Below are 18,413 nucleotides of genomic sequence, written 5' to 3'. Positions count from 1 at the left end.
GACTATGAGCAGCGGCGCCGTGGTCCGGGCGTGGCGGCCCGGGCTGCCCGGGGTCGTCGAGGTGTTGCACGCCCATTTCCCGTCGCATGCGTACCCGACGCACACCCACGACGCGTGGACCGTGCTGATCGTTGACGAGGGCGCGGTCCGGTACGACCTGGACCACCGCGAGCATGGTCTCGCCCAGGCGCAGGTCTCGCTGCTACCGCCGCACGTGCCGCACGACGGGCGGTCGGTCCTGCCGCAGGGGTTCCGGAAGCGGGTGCTATATCTGGCGCCTGATCGGCTCGGTGGCGACCATCTGATCGGCGCGGCTGTCGACCAACCGGAGTACGTCGACCCGATCCTCAGGCACCGGATCCATCAGCTGCATCGAGTGCTCCAGGACGGCCAGGAGGATCTGGAGGCCCAGAGCCGGCTGACGTTGATCGAGGAGCGCCTGTCACAACACCTGCGTCGCAACGTGGTCGCGCCGCCGGACCGGTCCGACGTCGGTGTGGCCGCGCGGCTGCGTGAGTTGCTCGACTCGAAGGTGGCCGACGGGATCACGCTGGAGGATGCGGCCAAGGTGGTGCACGCTCATCCGGCGCATCTGGTGCGGGCGTTCAGCCGGGAGTACGGGATGCCGCCGCACCGGTATCTGACCGGCCGGCGGGTCGACCTGGCCCGGCGGTACCTGCTCGACGGGCATCCGGCCGCCGAGGTGGCGACGCTGGCCGGGTTCTACGACCAGTCGCACCTCAACCGGCACTTCCGGAAACTGCTCGGTGTCACACCGGCGAGCTTTGTGAAGCCTTAGCCGCCTTGTACGCGCGCACACCCCAGGTGCCGAGCAGTACGGCGATCAGCAGGTTCACGATGACCAGGATCGTGTGCGCCACGTAGTACCCGGTCGGGCGACCCTCGGTGTCCATCAGCGCTTTGATGAACCGCAGGTAGGTGATGACGTTCCAGGCCGCGATGGCGAGCAGGACGAGAGCGTGTTTCCGTTCGAGCTTCATCTAGGTCCTGTCTGGTAGTCCAGCGCCGTAGCGAGGAGGTGCTCGGTGCGGTGCATCGGCGCGCGGGGGCGAAGGGGTCGATGCGGAGCATCGTTCCCTTTGCACCCGTGCGGCGAGGTGCCGTGCCGAGTGCCCCGCAGTAGGCGCTGGACTACCAGACAGGGCCTAACCATTGTTACCGGGGCGGTCGACCGTCCGGAGCAGCTGGGTGCGGTTGGCGACTCCGAAGCGCCGGTACAGGCGGGTGAGCTGGGACTCGACCGCCTTCACCGACAGGTACAAAGCCGCGGCGATCTCGCGGTTGGTGGAACCGTCGCGGACCATCGAGACGATCTGCTGCTCGTTGTCGGTCAGCTCCGACGGCTGCCTGCTCCGGCTCGGTACGTCGAGACGCGCGAGCTCGGTCTCGGCAACCTCACGCCAGGCGGGAGCGCCGTACGCCTCGAACTGCTCGATCGCGTCCAGGAACGCGGTCCGCGCGACCGATCGGCGACGGGCCTGCCGGGCGACGCGGCCGCGGGTGAGCTCGCAGCGCGCGAGGTCGAGCGGGTAGACGCGGTCCCCCGCCGTACTGATCGTCTTCTCCAGCAGGTCCAGGGCTGCGGCCGGGTCGCCCTGCTTGGCGATCAGCAGCGCTTCGGACCGAGCCAGGCCGATCATGATCACTTCACGGTCTAGGTTCTCGGCGCGGGTCCGGATCTCGGCGATCAGTCCGGCCGCGTCGTCCAGCCGGCCGGCTGCGACCAGCGCCTCCGCATAGTCGGCGTGCCACGGGATCACGGCCGGGTCGTACGGCATCGCGGCCTCGCCCGACTCCGCGATCGCGTCGAACGACTCGACCGCCCGCTGCGGATCGCCGGTCAGCACGGCCATCAGCCCGATGCTCGCGAGCGCGGGGCCGGTCCATTCGTCGTTCCCGACCAGGCGGACGCCTTCCAGCGCGGCCTCGGCGAGCTGCCGGCCCATGGCCGCCGAACCGCCGACCCACTCGGCGCGGCTGGCGATGACCATGCCGACCTCGGCCTCGTCACCGATGTCCTGCATCAGCTGGTAGCACTCGTGGCCGGCGGCCAGTGCGTCGGCGCCGCGCCCGCTGCGCTCGTAGATCGCAGTCGCCGAGATCAACGCGGAGGCCAGCCAGCGCATCGCGCCATGGTCGCGTACGTCGTCCACCAGCGCCGTGATCCGGGTGATCGCCTCGTCCATCCGCCCGCGGAACAGCTCCCGCATCGCGGCCATCTGACGCGCGTTCACCACGGTCTTGGTGAGCGGCAGGCCCTTCGCGAGCTCGGCAGCCTGCTCGAGCACGGCGTCCGCGGACTCCTCGGCATCACGCGCGAACAACACCGAGCTCGCTGCGCTCAACGCGTCGACGACTGCCTCGATGTCACCCGCCTCGCGCGCCAGCGCCTCGGCGACGCGGGCGTCCTCCTGCGCGTCGTCCAGGCTGCGATCGAAGTAGTGGCTGTGGCTGCGCTCGATCCGCACGCGCGCCTCGAGCCGCTTGTCGCCCTTTGCGGCGGCGAACGCCTCAGCGAGCAGCTCGACCCGGCGGTCGCGCTCCGGCCAGACCGCGTCCGCGCTGAGCAACAGCGCAGGCACCTTGGTCTCCGGCTTCGTCGCGGCCTGTACGGCGAACTGGGCCATGTCGGCCGACTCCGCGAGATGGCCAGCAGCCGCGGCGTCATCGGACGCCCGGGTCAGGCGGCGGGCACGGTCGTCCGGCCGCGTGATCGGCGTACGCTCCGCGCTCAATCGCCACAGGGTCGCGGCAGCGCCGGGCGCGCCACGGCCGGCCGCGACGGTGGCGGCCTCTTCGATCGCGGCGGCCAGCTCCGGGTCGGCCTCCTGGGTGGCCAGAGCGCGGTGGGTCGCGTTCTCGACGGGCTCGTCGACCACCGCCGCGAGCTGGGCGTGCGCCTGCCGACGCGCGGCCGACGTCGCCTCGGCGTACACGAACTCGCGAAGCAGCGGGTGGGTGAAGCGCAGGCGCTCGGCCGAGATGTCGATCAGGCCGAGGGACTCGGCCTCGGCGAGGTCGGCCTCGATCGGCCGGTCGAGGGACCGGGCGAGCTGGGTCGTGGTCGGACGCGGCGACGACGCGGCGTGCAGGAGCAGCTCGTGCGCGGCAGGCTCAAGCGTGGAGAGGCGGTCGCCGAGCAGCGTCTTGAGGCGGCTGGACACCGGGAGCGGATCGTTGGGAGAGACGCTCTTCGGATGCCGCAGTACGGCGCGACCGAGCTCGAGGGCCATGAACGGGTTGCCGGCGCTCGCGGTGAAGATGCGGCGGGCGGTGCGGACCGGGAGCGGATTCGAGAGGCGCTGGCGGAGCAGCGCGAGCACATCGGGCTCGGTCAACGGCGGGACTTCGAGCTGCAGCACGGGCTCCGGGCAAGCGTCGACCATGATCGGGAGATCGCCGTCGGCCACCTGCTCGGTGGCGAGCAGATGCACGCCCTCGGACAGGCGGCGGGCGCAGAACGTGAGCACCTCGAGGCTCGACGGGTCCACCCACTGGATGTCGTCGACGACCAGGAGCACCGGGCCGGTGGTGGCCAGACGGCGAAGCACGTGCAGCACAGCGAGGCGTACGGCGAGCTCGTCGCGCACTGTGTCCGGGGCGCTCGCCTTCAGCAGCGCCACCTCCAGCGGCTGGCGGAGGTGGTCCGGAAGCACGCCCCAGGCGAACTCGAGCTGGTTGGACAGCAGATCGAGGAGCGTGACATACGGAAGGCCGGCCTCGGAGTTGGACGGGGCCGCGCTGAGAATCCGGCAGCCCTTCCGGCCGCGATCCGCGACCAGGGCCCGCCCGAGAGCTGACTTGCCGATACCGGTCGGGCCGTACAGCAGCACACTGCCGCTGGTCTCGAGCTGCTTGGTAGCACGCTCAACCAGTCCCGCACGCCCGACCAGTTCGTCGTCAGTCATCTAGCTCCCCGAAGGATTCCCCTCGTTGATTATCACAGGAAACGACCGTTCGACACGGCAAGTGTCACATGAGGAAATTTGATGGTCACCATCCTGTCACCCACTCTTGCCCAGATCCGAGCAGTCACGACGGCACGATCGTGCCGGGGCACCGGATGGTCTGCGCTTGTAGACAAAGTTCAACCGCCTGCCGCGATCTTGCGCGACAGGCGGTTGAATGCAGGACTAGATCGACTCGAGATCTCGTTCTATGGCAGCCAGTTCTTCCTCGCTGCCTTGGACCTTCGGGCCGGTGAACCAGTTGCGAGCGGACAGGAACCAGTACGCCGCTGCGAAGCCCAGCACGGCCAGAACCGCGATCGGCGTGTAGTTGAAGGTGCTACCGGTGACCGGGCTGACCTGCGGCAGCATGAACAGGATCGTGATGAACGCGACCCAGACGATCGCCACAATGCCGATCGGGCGGCTCCACCGGCCCAGGTTCCACGGGCCGGGCTGGAAGCGGTCACCCTGCATGAGTCTGAGCAGCGTCGGCAGGACGTAGGCGATGTAGAGACCGATCACGGCGATCGACGTGACCGCGGCGTACGCCGTCGCGTTCCACAGGTACGGCAGGCCGAGGACGAATGCACCGGCCGCGGCCAGCCAGATCGCGTTGGTCGGCGTCCGGGTGCGGTGGTTGATCTTGTGCCAGAACTTCGAGCCCGGCAGCGCGCCGTCCCGGGAGAACGCGTAGATCATCCGCGAGTTCGCCGTCACCGACGACATCCCGCAGAACAACTGCGCCCCGATCACGACCAGCAGCAGGATCTTGCCGGTCACCGCACCGACCGCGTCGATGAAGATCTGTGCGGGCGGTACGCCGGTGGAGCTGTCCAGCGCACCGTCGTAGCTCTGGATCGCGAACGTCAGGCCGATCAGCAGCACCCATCCAGCTGCCAAGGAGACCAGGATCGACATCACGATTCCACGGGGACCGGAGCGCGCCGCGTCGTGCGTCTCCTCGGTCATGTGCGCCGAAGCGTCGTACCCGGTGAAGGTGTACTGCGCCAGCAGCAGGCCGAGCAGCGCGACGTAGAAGGTCGAACCCCAGCCGGTGTTGTTCACGAAGTGGCCGAACACGAACGACGCCGACTGGTGCTTGTCCGGCACGAATACCAGCGCACCGACGATGAACAGCACGCCGAGGATGTGCCACCAGACGCTGATGTCGTTGAGCCGCGCGACCAGCTTCACGCCGAACGAGTTCAGCAGGCCGTGCAGCAGCAGGATGAGCCCGAACAGCAGGATCGTGTGCCCTGGCGTCGCACTGAACCCGAACTGCAGGTCGAGGAACGCGTTCAGGAAGAACGCCGCCCCGAAGTCGATGCCGGCCGTCACCGCGACCTGGCCGAGGAAGTTGAACCACCCGGTGAACCAGGACCAGGCCGCGCCGTTCGACGGCGCCAGCTTCGCGGACCAGTAGTACAGGCCGCCGGCGGTCGGGAAACTCGAGCACACCTCAGCCATCGCGAGGCCGACGAACAACGTCATCAGCCCGACGATCGGCCAGCCCCAGATGATCATCACCGGGCCGCCGGTGTTCATCCCGAACCCGTACAACGTCAGGCAGCCGGACAGGATCGAGATGATCGTGAACGACACCGCGAAGTTCGAGAACCCGGACATCGTCCGGTTCAGCTCCTGTGCGTAACCCAGTTGGTGCAGGCGATCCTCGTCGTCAGTCATTGAGCCTCCTAGACCCAGACAGCACAGCGCCTCAATGGTCTTCCCCCAGACCTTTACGCAATTGAGGCACCCGGTATCGCGAGTGTCAAGGAGTCAGGCGAGAAAGCCGTGCAGCAGTACCGCCGTACCCGAGAGGTGTTCCTGCATCGCCTGCCGGGCGGCGGCCGGATCGCCGGCGAGGATCGCGGTGACGATCGCCTGGTGCTGTTCGTTGGAGTGCTGGATGTTGCGCTCGAGCAGCGGGATCGCATCGAGGAGTTCGTTCAGGCGCATCCGGACGTCGGCCATCGCGGACGTCAGCGACGGCGAGCCGGTCACCTCGGCGATCGCCAGGTGCAGGCGGGAATCCAGGCGGCGGTAGTCGGCGAGCCGGGCGGCCGACGTGTCGGCGAGGCAGCGCTCGAGATGGTCGCGTTCGGCGTCGCTCAGCTCGCGGGTCGCGGCGGCTTCCGCGGCGCCGGTCTCCAGCACGAACCGCAGCGTGAGGGCGTCGTCCAGGCCGTCGGCCAGGTCTCGGGCGAGCCGTTTGGCCGGCGTACGGCGGGGTTTGGGCAGCTGCTCGTTGACGAACGTGCCGCCGTACCGGCCGCGGCGGGACTCGACGTACCCGGCCTCGGTGAGCGCGTGGATCGCCTCCCGGAGCGTGACCCGGCTGACGTTCAGCCGGGCCGCGAGCTCGCGCTCCGGCGGCAACCGGTCGCCGGGCACGACGACGCCGAGCTTGATTGCCTGTAGCAACCGCTCGACCGTCTCCTCGAACGGGTTCCCGGCCCGCACCGGCCGGAACACCGCTTCGTTTGCCTGAACGACCATACGTTCAGACTAGATCGGAGTGACGTAGGCGCCTGAGATCCCCCCGTCGACGAGGAACGTGTTGGCGGTGATGAAGGACGAGTCGTCGCTGGCCAGGAAGGCGACCGCGGCGGCGATCTCGTCGGGTTCGCCGAAGCGGCCCATCGGGACGTGGACGAGCCGGCGCTGGGCCCGCTCGGGGTCCTTGGCGAACAGCTCGGTGAGCAGCGGCGTGTTCACCGGGCCCGGGCAGAGCGCGTTCACCCGGATCCCCTGCCGCGCGAACTCGACCCCGAGCTCGCGGCTCATCGCGAGTACGCCGCCTTTCGAGGCGGAGTACGAGATCTGGGAGGTCGCCGCGCCCATCACCGCGACGAACGACGCGGTGTTGATGATCGAGCCCTTGTTCTGCCGTTGCATATAAGGGATCGCGGCCTTGCAGCAAAGGTAGACCGAGGTCAGGTTGACCTCCTGGACCTTGCGCCACGCCTCGAGACCGGTGTCCAGGATCGACGCGTCGTCGGGCGGCGAGATGCCCGCGTTGTTGAACGCGATGTCCACGCTGCCGTAGGTGTCGAAGGCCTGCTTGAAGAGGTTCTCCACGGCGGCCGCGTCGGTGACGTCGGTCGAGACGAACAGCCCGCCGACCTGGTCCGCGGCCTGCTTGCCCGCGTCCGGGTCGAGGTCGCCGATCACGACGTGCGCGCCCTCCGCGGCGAGCCGCCGTACTGTGGCCAGACCGATCCCGCTCGCACCGCCGGTGACCACCGCGACGCGACCTTCGAGCCGATGCGCCTTGACGTCCATTCAGTCCTCCGTACTGATGAAGATGTTCTTGGTCTCGGTGAACGCGTTCAGCGCGTCCGGGCCGAGCTCCCGGCCGAGGCCGGACTGCTTGTAACCGCCGAACGGCGTCGAGTACCGCACCGACGAGTTGGAATTGATCGAGAGGTTGCCAGCCTCGACCCCGCGACCGACCCGGATCGCGCGACCGACATCGCGTGTCCAGATCGAGCCGGACAGCCCGTAATCGCTGTCGTTCGCGATCCGCACCGCGTCGGCCTCGTCCTCGAACGGAATCACCGCCACGACCGGCCCGAAGATCTCCTCCCTCACCGCCCTGTCGCTCGGGGGCGCCAGCACGGTCGGCGGGAACCAGAACCCGGGCCCGCTCGGCGCAGTCCCCTGGAAGGCCGGGTTCTCGACGTACGACGCGACCTGCTCGAGTTGGGCCTTCGAGATCAGCGGGCCCATCTCGGTCGCCGGATCACCCGGATCGCCGACCTTGAAGTTCTTCACCGCGGGCTCGAGCAACTCCAGGAACCGGTCGAACACCTTGCGTTCCACGAGAATCCGCGACCGCGCGCAACAGTCCTGTCCTGCGTTGTCGAACACGCCGTACGGCGCCTGCGCTGCGGCCTTCTCCAGATCCGCGTCCGCGAAGACGACGTTCGCCGATTTGCCGCCCAGCTCGAGCGTCAGCCGCTTCACCTGGTCGGCGCACCCGGCCATGATCTGCTTGCCGACCGTGGTGGATCCGGTGAAGACGATCTTGCGGACATCGGGGTGGGTGACGAACCGCTGCCCGACCGTCCTCCCGGGACCCGGGACGACCTCGAACACGCCCGGCGGCAGACCTGCTTCGAGGGCCAGCTCGCCGAGGCGGATCGCGGTGAGCGGGGTGAGTTCGGCCGGCTTGAGCACGACGGTGTTGCCTGCGGCAAGCGCCGGCGCGAAACCCCAACCCGCGATCGGCATCGGGAAGTTCCACGGGACGATCACGCCGACCACGCCGAGCGGTTCCTGGAACGTCACATTGATGCCTCCGGCAACAGGAATCTGCTTGCCGAACAGGCGTTCCGGCGCGGCCGCGTAGTACGTCAGAACGTCGCGGACGTTACCCGCCTCCCAGCGGGCGTTGCCGATCGTGTGGCCGGCGTTCTCGACCTCCAGCGCAGCCAGGCTCTCCAGGTCCGCGTCGACCGCGTCGGCGAATCGCCTGAGCAGCCTGCCGCGGTCGGCCGGGTTCACGTGCCGCCAGGTCTCGAAAGCCTTGGCCGCTTTCGCGATCGCGGCGTCGGCCTCGGGCTCGCCGGCGAGCTCGATGGTCCGGATCACCTTCTCGGTGGCCGGATTGAGTACGTCGTACGTCATTGAGTGCTCCTGATCAACGCGGTGAACAGCCGCAGGTCCTCGGGGGTCTCTTCCGGGTGCCACTGCACACCGAGTGCGAAGTCCTTGCCCTCCACCTCGGCCGCCTCGATCGTCCCGTCGCCGGAGCGAGCGGTGACCTTCAATCCGGGCGCGACGACGTCGAGGGCCTGGTGGTGGTAGCAACTGCCGGTCGCCCGCTCGCCGAGGATCCGGCCGGCCAGCGAGTCGGGCTCGACCTTGATCTCGGTGGTCGCGAAGACCCCCGGTCCGCCGCGATGGTCGTTGGTGATGACGTCGGGCAGGTGCTGGTGAAGGGTGCCGCCGAGCGTGACGTTCAGCATCTGCAACCCTCGGCAGACCGCCAGCAACGGGAGGTCCCGCTCGAGCGCGCCCTGGATCAGCACCCGCTCGTGCTCGTCACGTCCCGGTCGGGTGTCGACGGTTTCGGGGTGGGCATCCTCGCCGTACGCCGCCGGGTCGACGTCACAGCCGCCCGATACGACCAGTCCGTCGAGGATGTCGAGGACCGTGACGTCGGTCCCGACGGGCGGCAGGAGGATCGGCGTACCGCCCGCAGCGGCGACGGCATCGAGGTAGACGCGCGGGAGGATGGCCGCCTCCCGCTGCCAGATCCCCCAGGTCGTCGGCTCGAGGTACGTCGTGATGCCGATGCGCGGCTTAGAGGCGTTCGAAACCACGGACCCGCTCCCAGTCGGTGACGGCGGCGTCGTACGCGTCGAGCTCGATCCGCGCGGTGTTGGTGTAGTGGTCGACCATCTCGTCGCCGAACGCCTCGCGCGCCAGCTTCGAGCCAGTGAAGAGCGCAGCGGCCTCCCGCAGGGTGGACGGCACGTGTTCCTTGTCGGACTCGTACGCGTTGCCTTCGAGCAGCGGCTCGAGCTCCAGTTCGTTCTCGATGCCGTGCAGGCCGGAGGCGATGATCGCGGCGACGGCGAGGTACGGGTTCACGTCGCCGCCGGGGAGGCGGTTCTCGACCCGGAGCGAGTCGCCGTGACCGACCACGCGGAGCGAGCAGGTGCGGTTGTCGAGACCCCACGCGACCGCGGTCGGCGCGAAGCTGCCGCGGACGAATCGCTTGTAGGAGTTGATGTTCGGCGCAAGCAGGTAGGTGAACTCCGACAGGCAGGCGAGCTGTCCCGCGATGAAATGCTCCATCAGCTGCGAGAACCCGTAGTCGTGGTCGCCGGCGAGGACCGGATCGCCGTCGGTCGAGCGGAAGCTCAGGTGGATGTGACAGGAGTTGCCTTCGCGTTCGTCGTACTTCGCCATGAACGTGAGGCTCTTGCCGTGCTTCGCCGCGATCTCCTTGGCCCCGGTCTTGTAGATCGAGTGGTTGTCGCACGTGGCGAGCGCTTCGTCGTACCGGAAGGCGATCTCGTGCTGGCCGAGGTTGCACTCGCCCTTTGCGGACTCGACGTACAGGCCGGCACCCGTCATGCCGTTGCGGATGTCGCGCAGCAGCGGCTCGATCCGGGAGGTGCCGAGCAGGGAGTAGTCGACGTTGTACTGGTTCGCCGGGGTGAGGCCGGTGTAGCGCTTGTTCCAGGCGGTCTCGAACGTGTCGTCGAAGACGATGAACTCGAGCTCGGTCCCGACGTACGCCTTGAGGTTCTTCTCGGCCAGCCGGTCGAGCTGCTTGCGCAGCACTTGCCGCGGGGAGGCGACGACGGGCTGACCGTCCAGCCACTGCACGTCGCACAACACCATCGCCGTACCTTCGAGCCAAGGGACCAGCCGGAGCGTGTCCAGGTCGGGCGCCATCACCAGGTCGCCGTACCCACGCTCCCACGACGACATCGTGTAGCCGTCCACGGTATTCATGTCCACGTCGACGGCCAGCAGGTAGTTACACCCCTCGGTCCCGTGCTTCAGCACCTCCTCCACGAAGTACCGAGCCCCACACCGCTTCCCCTGCAACCGCCCCTGCATATCGGTGATCGCCACCAGGACCGTGTCAACCTCACCGGCCTCAACCAGCCCCCGCAGCTCCTCCACACCCAACACAGCCACTCCCGGAGTCTATTGGTCTATCTCCAGTCCATTGACTCAAGCCTAGCCCGCAGTGTCAATGCGGTGCCGTGGCACCAAGCGGTCAGGGAATGGGTTGGCACTCCCCGGGATCATGGGGAAAATCGCCGGATTCGGCCGCACCGCCCAAGCGGCCCGATTCTGGAGGACCGCTATGCGATCTTTCGTTACCCGCCCCCGCGCCCTGGCCGTTCTGCTGGCCGGTACGGCGCTTGCTTTCAGTCCGCTGGCGGGACAGGCGACTGCTCAGTTGCCTGTCCACCAGACCGGGAACCCGGCGTGTTTCACGCCGGAGGACGGAGCCGCCGCGCGTGGTGGCTTCGGTGCTGACCACCGCGACCTGTCGGTGGCCGAGCAGAAGGCCATCGACGCCAAGACGGCGGCGATCCTCAAGGCCAAGCAGGCCCGTGGACTCGCACCCACGGCCGGCAAGCTGGCCGCGGCCAGCGTCCCGGTGTACGTGCACGTCATGCTCAGCACCTCCGGTGCCGGTGACGTCACCTCGACCCAGATCAACCAGCAGATCGCCGAGTTGAACCAGGACTACGCGGGTCAGGAGTCGTCGCAGGCCGCGAACACCGGCTTCACGTTCTACCTGGCCGGCACCGACCGCTTCAAGAACAACCAGTGGCACAACGACCGCCAGAGCACGCAGTACCGGTCACAAACGCGCAAGGGTGGTAAGAACGCCCTGAACATCTGGCTGGTCGACTTCTCGTACCTCGGCATCGCGACGTTCCCGTGGGATTACGCGAGCAACCCGAGCATCGACGGCATCCGGGTCCAGTACAGCTCGCTGCCCGGCGGCTCGGCGACCAACTTCAACCTCGGCAAGACCGCGTCCCACGAGGCCGGCCACTGGTTCGGGCTCTACCACACGTTCCAGGGCGGCTGCACGAGCACGAACGACTCGGTGTCCGACACGCCGGCCCAGAGCAGCGCCTCGAGCGGCTGCCCGACCGGCCGGGACTCCTGCTCGCTGTCGGGGCTGGACCCGATCCACAACTACATGGACTACTCCTACGACTCCTGCTACAACCAGTTCACGCCCGGCCAGTCAACCCGCATGAGCAACATGTGGACGGCCTACCGCGCCTGATCAAGGACAGAGACCCGACTGTGACATCTGCACCGTCGGGCAACTAGAGTGCCCGCGATGCGTTTGCTTCTGACGGCCTGCGCGACCACCGCATTGGCGGTTGCCGGACCTCTGACAGCGACCGCCGCCGATCAGGGCTCACAAGGCCCGGTCGGCGGCGACCTGCTGACGGCGAAGCCGACGGTGATCGCCAACGGGGCGGCACCGCCGGCCGTGCAGGCGTCGGCGTACGTCGTGGCCGACCTCGACACCGGTCAGGTACTGGCGGCGAAGGCCCCGCACGCGAGGCTCCGCCCGGCCAGCACGCTCAAGACGTTGACCGCGCTCGTCCTGCTGCCACGGCTGAAGAAGACCGATCCGGTGATCGGCTCGGACGCCGACGCCGGGATCATCGGCAGCAAGGTCGGCGTGTACCCCGGCCTGCACTACACCGTGGACCTGCTCTTCCAGGGCATGTTCCTGGCCTCCGGGAACGACGCCGTCCACGCGCTCTGCGCCCACGACCAGGGCGGCATCCCCGCGACCATCCAGCGGATGAACACGAAGGCCAAGGAGATCGGCGCGCTCGACACGCACGTGACCGACCCGACCGGCCTGGACGCCGACGGGCAGTACTCCAGCGCCTACGACCTGGCCCTGTTCGCACAGGCGGGGCTCGCACGCCCCGACTTCGCGAAGTACGCGTCGACCAAGTTCACGAACTTCCCGAACGCCGGCAACAAGGGCACGTACCAGGTCGCGAACCAGAACAAGCTGCTGTTCAACTACGACGGCGCGCTCGGCGTCAAGACCGGCTACACCACGCTGGCCCGGAACACGTTCGTCGGCGCCGCCCGGCGCAACGGCCACACCCTGGTCGTGACGATGATGAACGCGCCGCACGGCATCACCGAGGACGCCAGCAACCTGCTGACCTGGACATTCGCCAACTACAGCAAGCTCAAGCCGGTCGGCACGCTGGTGAAGGCCGAGGCCCCGCCGAAGACCACGACGCAGGGCAAACCCGCCGACAAGCCTGCCGCCGGTACGCCGCGCCCGGCCCGCAGCCGCACCGTCCTCAGCCCCGGCCAGGCCATGCAGTCCCTCGCGTTCCGCGTCCCCGTCTGGGCGTACGCCGGACCGCCCGTCCTGCTCCTCGGCCTTTTCCTGCGCCGCCCGCGCACCCTCCGCCGGCGCCGCCACTAACGACGGACGGACCGGACCGCCCGCACGGCCTGGACGGCCTGGACGGCCAGCGTGGTCAGCGTCGCCCCCAACACCGCACCGGCAGCGACCGCGACCGTGTCCGCCTTTCGCTCCGGGATCGGGACCACCTTGTACCGCTTGCCGGGCGGCCCGAGCAGCAGCGGCTCAGGCTCCTCGACGGCCTCCTCAGGCGCAGACTCGACCTCCGGCACGACGGTCGCCTCCTTCGTCCACGCCGCGACCAGCATGATCACCCGCGTCATCAGGTAGATCCAGACCAGCAGCGCCAGCGGCAGCGCCAGAGCGCCGTACGCCGCATTAGCGCCGATCACGTGGCTGACGTAGAGGTTGCCGAGCCGCTGCGCCAGGTAGAACACGATGCCGCCGGCGACCGCCGCGATCAGCAGAACCTTCGGCGGTATCGCGATCCGCGGCAGGGCCGTCATCAGGTAGCCGAACAGCAGCGCTCCGGCGCCGATGCCGACGACGATGCTGATCAGCTGCAGACCCCAGGTCGCCAGCCAGGTCCCGTCCATATTGCTCGCGTCGACGATCCGCCGGGACAATCCGGTCAGGACGGACGAGGCGCCGGTCGCGATCAGACCCATCAGCCCGAGACCGACCAGCGCGCCGAGGTCGGCGAGCTTCTGCTGGACCGCGTTCCCCGGCTGGTCGTCGAGCTCGTGCATCAGCCGGATCGACGCGCGCATTGCATCGATCCACCCCAGGCCGGTGAGCAGCAGACCGATACCGGAGATCAGCCCGATCGTGCCGGCGTGGGCGATCAGCGCGTCGATGTCGATGTTGTTGCCGACCCCCGGCAGGTTCTGCTCCAGGGACTTCTTCAGCGTCTCGATCGCGTCGTCACCGAGCAACGGCCCGATGATCGCCGCGGCCAGCACGATCAACGGAAACAGCGACAGGAAGCCGAAGAAGCTGGTCGCACCGGCCAGGCGGTTGCCGCGCTGGTCGCCGTACCGCGTCCAGGCCCGCCACAGCTGTGTCTGGCTGAATCGCGCCCAGACGCGCTTGATCGTCCCCATGAGACTCCTGTACCCGAAGAGTGCGGGGCTCAGCCTGCCAGCGGGAACGACCGCTGCGGCCGCCACACGCCGTCGGCGCCGTGTTCGTAACGGCTGAAGTACTCGACGTCGAACGCGCAGTCGTACTCCGACAGGGCGTCGTAGGCGCGGTCGAGGGCGTCCTTGTCGAGGTCGTGCGCGACCGTGACGTGCGGGTGGTACGGGAACCGCAGATCGACCCGCAGCGGGCCGGACCGCACCTGCGACTGCAGTACTTCGCAGGAGGAGATGCCCTCGGCCAGCGGCACGAACACCACCGGCGAGATCGGCCGGAACGTCGCCGTACCGCGCAGCCGGATCCGGAACTTCGGGAACCGCGCGGCCACCTCGAGCAGGTGCGCGTCGATCACGTCGAGGTCCGCCGCCTCGATATCGGTCGGCGGCAGCAGCGTGACGTGGGTCGGGATCGACGCGGCCATCGGATCGCCGAACTCGGCCCGGAACTTCTGCAGCTCCGAGCCGTACGGCTCCGCGATCGGGATCGCGACACCGATCGTCGTCATCCGGGGCCTACCGGCCCTGCGGCGGGCCGGCGACGAAACCGAGCCGGTCGTAGACCCGGGCCAGGGTCGGCTCGGTGACCGCGCGGGCCCGCTCGGCGCCGGCGGCCAGGATCGCGTCCAGCTGCGCCTTGTCGTCGAGGTAGCTCAGCGTCTTCTCCCGGAACGGCGTGACGAACTCGACCACGACGTCGGCCAGGTCCTTCTTGAAGTCGCCGTACCCGCGGCCGGCGTACTCGTCCTCGAGCTCGCTGATCTTGCGGCCGGTGAGCGCGGAGTAGATCGTCAGCAGGTTCGCGACGCCGGGCTTGTTCTCCTGGTCGAAGATCACGTCGCGGCCGGAGTCGGTGACCGCGGAGCGGATCTTCTTCGCGCTGACCTTCGGGTCGTCGAGCAGGTCGATGATGCCGGCCGGGGACGAGCTGGACTTGCTCATCTTGGCGGACGGGTCCTGCAGGTCGGAGATCTTCGCGGTCTCCTTGACGATGTACGGCTCGGGCAGCCGGAAGGTCTTGCCGAAGCGGTGGTTGAACCGCTGGGCGAGGTCGCGGGTCAGCTCGAGGTGCTGGCGCTGGTCCTCACCGACCGGGACGCGGTCGGCCTGGTAGACCAGGATGTCCGCGGCCTGCAGGATCGGGTACGTGAACAGGCCGACGGTGGCGCGGTCGGCGCCGCCCTTGGCGGACTTGTCCTTGAACTGCGTCATCCGGCTGGCCTCGCCGAAGCCCGTGATGCAGCCGAGCACCCAGCTCAGCTGGGCGTGCTCGGGCACCTGCGACTGGACGAACAGGGTGGACCGCTCCGGGTCGATACCGGCCGCGAGCAGCTGCGCGGCGGACCGGCGGGTGCGCTCGCGGAGCGCCTTCGGCTCGTACTCCACGGTGATCGCGTGCAGGTCGACGACGCAGTAGAACGCCTCGTGGTCCTCCTGCAGGGCCACCCACTGCCGCACCGCGCCGAGGTAGTTGCCGAAGTGGAAGGAGTCCGCCGTCGGCTGGATCCCGGAAAGCACCCGAGGGCGCCGCTGGGAACCGGCTGCGGAGGGGTCAGACGCAGCTTGGGACATAGGCCCGATTCTGCCAGCGTCCCTGGTGCGGTGATCACCCGGGCGGGTCTGTCCTGGTCATACACCCAGCACTATGAGTGCTCAACTACCAGGACCAGCCTCGGCTGGCCAGTTCCTGTTCTTCCTGCCAGCGCTTCTCTTCGGGTTGTTTGGCGTCGGGATCGGGTACGCCGGCCAGGCGGCACGCCTCGTCCAGGAGGTCGTCGTACGCCGCCTCGAGCGCCATCAGGCGATGAGCCTTCGCGTAGACGTGCGGCGTGGACTCGACCCGGCGGATCTTGGTGGACAACGTCCCGAGCCTGGTCTGCAGCCGGAGCGTGTCGAACGGGTCCGGCAGCGGGATCGGCCGCCGGCGGAAACGACCGTGTGCCTGCGCCGTCAGACGCTGGACCCGGCGCCGCCAGCGGCTCGGCGGCGGGTTCGGCAGCAGGAGGTTGAGCAGGGCGCAGAGCATCAAGAACAGAACCGCTGCTCCGAGCCATGCCATGTCGCCACTCCTCAGCAAGAGAGTACGGCGACCAGCGCCCGACGGCGATAGGAATACCTCAGTCTCGGTGGTACTTCGTTATCGCGTCGTCCTGTTTGAGGTTGTCCGCGGCGGCTTGGATTCGGGCGGTCCACTCGGACTGCTGCAGGCCGCCGGTCATGAACTGGCCTGTCGCGGCGGCGGCTGCGTTGGCGAAGGCGGGGTACCAGCTGTCGAAGTACCAGGTGATGACCTGGTCGCCGGCCGCCGTCAGCAGGTCGCGGGCGGAGCGGAGCGCCGTACCGATCTCCAGACCGTCGGCCGCGCCGCGGACGATTGTGAGCTGGTTGGACTCGGAGCTCACTTGGGCGGCGACGTCCTGGGACAGCAGCGCTCGCAGGTACTCGAGCCCGCCGGACTTGTTCTTCGCCTTCTCCGGCACCAGGAACGGTGCCGTCGCGGCGACATGCAGCCCGCTGGCGAGCGCCGGCGAGGCATCCAGCGGCGGTACGGCGAACATCGTCAGCCCGAACCGCTGCGGGACCAGCCCCTTCATCTCGTTCTCGAGCCAGTTCCCGCACGGCAACATGCCGGCCTTCGCGGCGAGGAAGCGCTTCTGCGAGCCGATGTGGTCGTACTGCGCGCTCCCCGCGGCGATCAGGCCGCGCTTGGTCAGCTCTCCCACCGCCGCGATCGCCCGGGTCACGCTCGCGTCCTTCCAGGCACCGGCGTCGAGGTTGTCGATCCGTTTCAGCACGTCCGCTCCGCCGGTCTTCGCGGCCAGCGTGAGGACCAGCTCGAGGACGTAGTACGGATGGGCGCCGGCGTAGATGAACGGGCCGAGGTCGGCCGCTTTCATATCGGTGCCGAGGGCAAGCAAATCCGGCCACGTGTGCGGGACGTCCCAGCCGTTGGTCTGGAACAGGCCGGCTGAATACCACAGCCCGTAGACGGTTGCGACGTAGTTGAGCGTGCGCGGCGTTCCGTCGTACCGGCCGATGTCGAGCAGCTCCGACAGCAGTTGGTCCTTGACCTTCGCGGCCTGGTTGTCCCAGGACGGCGCGTCCAGCAACTGCTGCAGGTCGGCCAGCTGCCCGTCCTTCACCAGCCGGCCGAGCTCGAGCTCCTGATCGCCGGTGCTGAGCACGACGTCAGGCGGGTTGCCCGCGGCGAACCGCGGCAGCAGGGCATCCGACAGCTGCGGCGTCACCTTCGGCGTGACGACGGCGCTCGCATACTTCTTCCGGTACGCCGCCGCCGCGAACCCGCCGTACTCCTGGCTGATCACGACGTCGAGCGGAGCGTTCGCGTCGACGTCGAACGGATTCTGCGGGGAGACGGGCCGGGCCGGCGGGGCCGATGAGCATCCGCTCAGGACCGCGCCGGCCAAAGCGCCCTGCAGCAAGGTCCGCCGTTTCAGCATCCCGGCAGGCTATTACCTCGGAGTGGCTCCGGTTCAGGCAGTACGACGGATGCGGCCCTCGTAGCGTGCTTCGAGAGCGTGGTTGTGCTCATCGCCGCCGGGGATGTTCGCGGACAGGTAGACCGGCGGGGTCTCGCCGGCATCAGTCATCCGGCGCAGCACCTCGGCGACCAGCATCTGTGCGATCAGAGCGGCGGTGATCGACGAGACCGCGCAGACCTTGCCGCCGCCGTCGGGCAGGTCGAGCACGGAGTCGCCGTACGGCGCGTGGTTGTCGAGCACCACGTCCGCGAAGTCGATCAGCTTCTTGCCGGACGGGTGCCGGGAGTCCATCCCGCCGGTGTGCTGCATCGAGGTGATCGCGATCAGCGGGTGGCCCTTCTCCTTCACCACACTCGCGAGCTCGACGATCGAGCCGTTCACGCCGGAGTTGGAGGCGATCACGAACAGGTCGCCCGACCGCGCCGCGGACAGCTCGTAGAGCTTGCGGGAGTACTTCGGGTCGCGCTCGAGCTCCGCACTGCGCAGCAGCTCCCGCGGTTCGCCGCCGAGCAGGACGAGGTCCCGCAGCGCGATCCGGTTGGTCGCGATCAGGCCGCCGGCGCGACCGGCGATCTCCATCGCGAGCGCCTCGGAGTGTCCGGAGCCGAACGCCTGGATCACGCCGTCGGCACGCAAGGACTCGGTCATCAGGTCGGCGGCCTGCTGGATCGGCCCGTCGATCTGCTCGGTCACCGCGGCCAGAATCGGGGTCAGCGTGTGCACGTAGGACTGTGCACTCACACCGCTCGTGTCCCCGGATCCCCCGTGCTTACTGCTGGCCATCAGCGGCCCACCCCTCGACTAATCTGCTGGCTGCGACACTCCGGGTGCCGACAAGTGCGCAAGTTTGCGGTTTGCTGGACAGAACTTTTCTCAACTGGCAGCTAAAGTCAAGGCT

At 68.5% G+C, this 18,413-nt stretch carries 17 protein-coding genes; 3 read left to right on the top strand and 14 right to left on the bottom strand.

Going from position 1 to position 18,413, the window contains the following annotated elements; all coding sequences use genetic code 11:
* Window positions 1-4 precede the first annotated feature (4 nt).
* Complete coding sequence (locus tag EV645_RS14920; protein ID WP_130444106.1) at window positions 5-799, top strand: helix-turn-helix transcriptional regulator; 795 nt, start codon at window positions 5-7, stop codon at window positions 797-799.
* On the opposite strand, the gene EV645_RS14915 is transcribed toward EV645_RS14920, so the two are convergent.
* The 8 genes from EV645_RS14915 to EV645_RS14880 all read right to left on the bottom strand — a co-directional run bounded on the left by EV645_RS14915 (window position 771) and on the right by EV645_RS14880 (window position 10,634).
* Complete coding sequence (locus tag EV645_RS14915) at window positions 771-1,001, bottom strand: SCO4848 family membrane protein (protein ID WP_130444104.1); 231 nt, start codon at window positions 999-1,001, stop codon at window positions 771-773. The two genes, EV645_RS14920 and EV645_RS14915, sit on opposite strands and share 29 nt — an antisense overlap.
* A 165-nt stretch (window positions 1,002-1,166) precedes the next feature.
* Complete coding sequence (locus EV645_RS14910) at window positions 1,167-3,929, bottom strand: AAA family ATPase (protein ID WP_130444102.1); 2,763 nt, start codon at window positions 3,927-3,929, stop codon at window positions 1,167-1,169.
* Window positions 3,930-4,154: 225 nt separating this feature from the next.
* Window positions 4,155-5,657, bottom strand: coding sequence for an amino acid permease (locus EV645_RS14905; protein ID WP_130444100.1), 1,503 nt, complete (start codon window positions 5,655-5,657; stop codon window positions 4,155-4,157).
* A 93-nt stretch (window positions 5,658-5,750) separates the two neighbouring features.
* A complete protein-coding gene (locus EV645_RS14900) occupies window positions 5,751-6,470 on the bottom strand; it encodes a FadR/GntR family transcriptional regulator (protein WP_130444098.1) in 720 nt (239 codons plus the stop codon).
* 9 nt (window positions 6,471-6,479) lie between these two features.
* Window positions 6,480-7,256, bottom strand: a complete 777-nt coding sequence (locus EV645_RS14895; protein WP_130444096.1) for a 3-oxoacyl-ACP reductase — start codon at window positions 7,254-7,256, stop codon at window positions 6,480-6,482.
* Window positions 7,257-8,603 (bottom strand): aldehyde dehydrogenase family protein, encoded by a 1,347-nt coding sequence (locus EV645_RS14890; protein WP_130444094.1) that lies wholly within the window; start codon window positions 8,601-8,603, stop codon window positions 7,257-7,259.
* Window positions 8,600-9,301: a gamma-glutamyl-gamma-aminobutyrate hydrolase family protein gene (locus EV645_RS14885; protein WP_130444092.1), complete on the bottom strand. Its 702-nt coding sequence runs from the start codon at window positions 9,299-9,301 to the stop codon at window positions 8,600-8,602. Before EV645_RS14885 ends, EV645_RS14890 begins: the two co-directional genes overlap by 4 nt.
* Complete coding sequence (locus tag EV645_RS14880; RefSeq protein WP_242000424.1) at window positions 9,282-10,634, bottom strand: glutamine synthetase family protein; 1,353 nt, start codon at window positions 10,632-10,634, stop codon at window positions 9,282-9,284. The genes EV645_RS14885 and EV645_RS14880 overlap by 20 nt, the downstream gene beginning before the upstream one ends.
* Before the next feature lie 172 nt (window positions 10,635-10,806).
* On the opposite strand from EV645_RS14880, the gene EV645_RS14875 reads away from it, so the two are divergent.
* Together EV645_RS14875 and EV645_RS14870 are read left to right on the top strand one after the other, a co-directional pair.
* Window positions 10,807-11,751 (top strand): zinc metalloprotease, encoded by a 945-nt coding sequence (locus tag EV645_RS14875; protein ID WP_130444090.1) that lies wholly within the window; start codon window positions 10,807-10,809, stop codon window positions 11,749-11,751.
* A gap of 57 nt (window positions 11,752-11,808) precedes the next feature.
* Window positions 11,809-12,936 (top strand): D-alanyl-D-alanine carboxypeptidase family protein, encoded by a 1,128-nt coding sequence (locus EV645_RS14870; protein ID WP_130444088.1) that lies wholly within the window; start codon window positions 11,809-11,811, stop codon window positions 12,934-12,936.
* Here EV645_RS14870 and EV645_RS14865 read toward each other — a convergent pair.
* The 6 genes from EV645_RS14865 to EV645_RS14840 form a co-directional block, all read right to left on the bottom strand.
* The gene (locus EV645_RS14865) at window positions 12,933-13,979 is read right to left on the bottom strand and encodes a YihY/virulence factor BrkB family protein (protein ID WP_130444086.1); all 1,047 of its coding nucleotides are present in this window, start codon (window positions 13,977-13,979) and stop codon (window positions 12,933-12,935) included. The two genes, EV645_RS14870 and EV645_RS14865, sit on opposite strands and share 4 nt — an antisense overlap.
* A 29-nt stretch (window positions 13,980-14,008) precedes the next feature.
* Entirely contained in the window at window positions 14,009-14,521 is a 513-nt protein-coding gene (locus tag EV645_RS14860; RefSeq protein WP_130444084.1) for a 2'-5' RNA ligase family protein, read from the bottom strand.
* Between the two features lie 7 nt (window positions 14,522-14,528).
* Window positions 14,529-15,584 carry a tryptophan--tRNA ligase gene (gene trpS, locus EV645_RS14855; RefSeq protein ID WP_130444082.1) on the bottom strand — a complete coding sequence of 352 codons (1,056 nt, stop codon included), beginning with the start codon at window positions 15,582-15,584 and terminating at the stop codon, window positions 14,529-14,531.
* 85 nt (window positions 15,585-15,669) lie between these two features.
* Complete coding sequence (locus EV645_RS14850) at window positions 15,670-16,071, bottom strand: hypothetical protein (RefSeq protein WP_198681635.1); 402 nt, start codon at window positions 16,069-16,071, stop codon at window positions 15,670-15,672.
* Window positions 16,072-16,129: 58 nt separating this feature from the next.
* Window positions 16,130-17,473, bottom strand: coding sequence for an N-acetylglucosamine/diacetylchitobiose ABC transporter substrate-binding protein (gene ngcE, locus EV645_RS14845; RefSeq protein ID WP_130444080.1), 1,344 nt, complete (start codon window positions 17,471-17,473; stop codon window positions 16,130-16,132).
* Window positions 17,474-17,506: 33 nt separating this feature from the next.
* Window positions 17,507-18,256, bottom strand: a complete 750-nt coding sequence (locus EV645_RS14840) for a sugar isomerase domain-containing protein (RefSeq protein ID WP_242000423.1) — start codon at window positions 18,254-18,256, stop codon at window positions 17,507-17,509.
* Window positions 18,257-18,413: the final 157 nt, after the last annotated feature.

Source organism: Kribbella rubisoli (assembly GCF_004217145.1).
GTDB classification, from domain to species: domain Bacteria; phylum Actinomycetota; class Actinomycetes; order Propionibacteriales; family Kribbellaceae; genus Kribbella; species Kribbella rubisoli.
This window is presented reverse-complemented; position numbering and strand designations above follow the sequence as displayed.

Coding starts and splice junctions, on each gene's coding strand:
- EV645_RS14920 (WP_130444106.1), top strand. CDS start 5: ATGAGCAGCGGCGCCGTGGTCCGGGCGTGGCGGCCCGGGCTGCCCGGG.
- EV645_RS14915 (WP_130444104.1), bottom strand. CDS start 1,001: ATGAAGCTCGAACGGAAACACGCTCTCGTCCTGCTCGCCATCGCGGCC.
- EV645_RS14910 (WP_130444102.1), bottom strand. CDS start 3,929: ATGACTGACGACGAACTGGTCGGGCGTGCGGGACTGGTTGAGCGTGCT.
- EV645_RS14905 (WP_130444100.1), bottom strand. CDS start 5,657: ATGACTGACGACGAGGATCGCCTGCACCAACTGGGTTACGCACAGGAG.
- EV645_RS14900 (WP_130444098.1), bottom strand. CDS start 6,470: ATGGTCGTTCAGGCAAACGAAGCGGTGTTCCGGCCGGTGCGGGCCGGG.
- EV645_RS14895 (WP_130444096.1), bottom strand. CDS start 7,256: ATGGACGTCAAGGCGCATCGGCTCGAAGGTCGCGTCGCGGTGGTCACC.
- EV645_RS14890 (WP_130444094.1), bottom strand. CDS start 8,603: ATGACGTACGACGTACTCAATCCGGCCACCGAGAAGGTGATCCGGACC.
- EV645_RS14875 (WP_130444090.1), top strand. CDS start 10,807: ATGCGATCTTTCGTTACCCGCCCCCGCGCCCTGGCCGTTCTGCTGGCC.
- EV645_RS14870 (WP_130444088.1), top strand. CDS start 11,809: ATGCGTTTGCTTCTGACGGCCTGCGCGACCACCGCATTGGCGGTTGCC.
- EV645_RS14865 (WP_130444086.1), bottom strand. CDS start 13,979: ATGGGGACGATCAAGCGCGTCTGGGCGCGATTCAGCCAGACACAGCTG.
- EV645_RS14860 (WP_130444084.1), bottom strand. CDS start 14,521: ATGACGACGATCGGTGTCGCGATCCCGATCGCGGAGCCGTACGGCTCG.
- trpS (WP_130444082.1), bottom strand. CDS start 15,584: ATGTCCCAAGCTGCGTCTGACCCCTCCGCAGCCGGTTCCCAGCGGCGC.
- EV645_RS14850 (WP_198681635.1), bottom strand. CDS start 16,071: ATGGCATGGCTCGGAGCAGCGGTTCTGTTCTTGATGCTCTGCGCCCTG.
- ngcE (WP_130444080.1), bottom strand. CDS start 17,473: ATGCTGAAACGGCGGACCTTGCTGCAGGGCGCTTTGGCCGGCGCGGTC.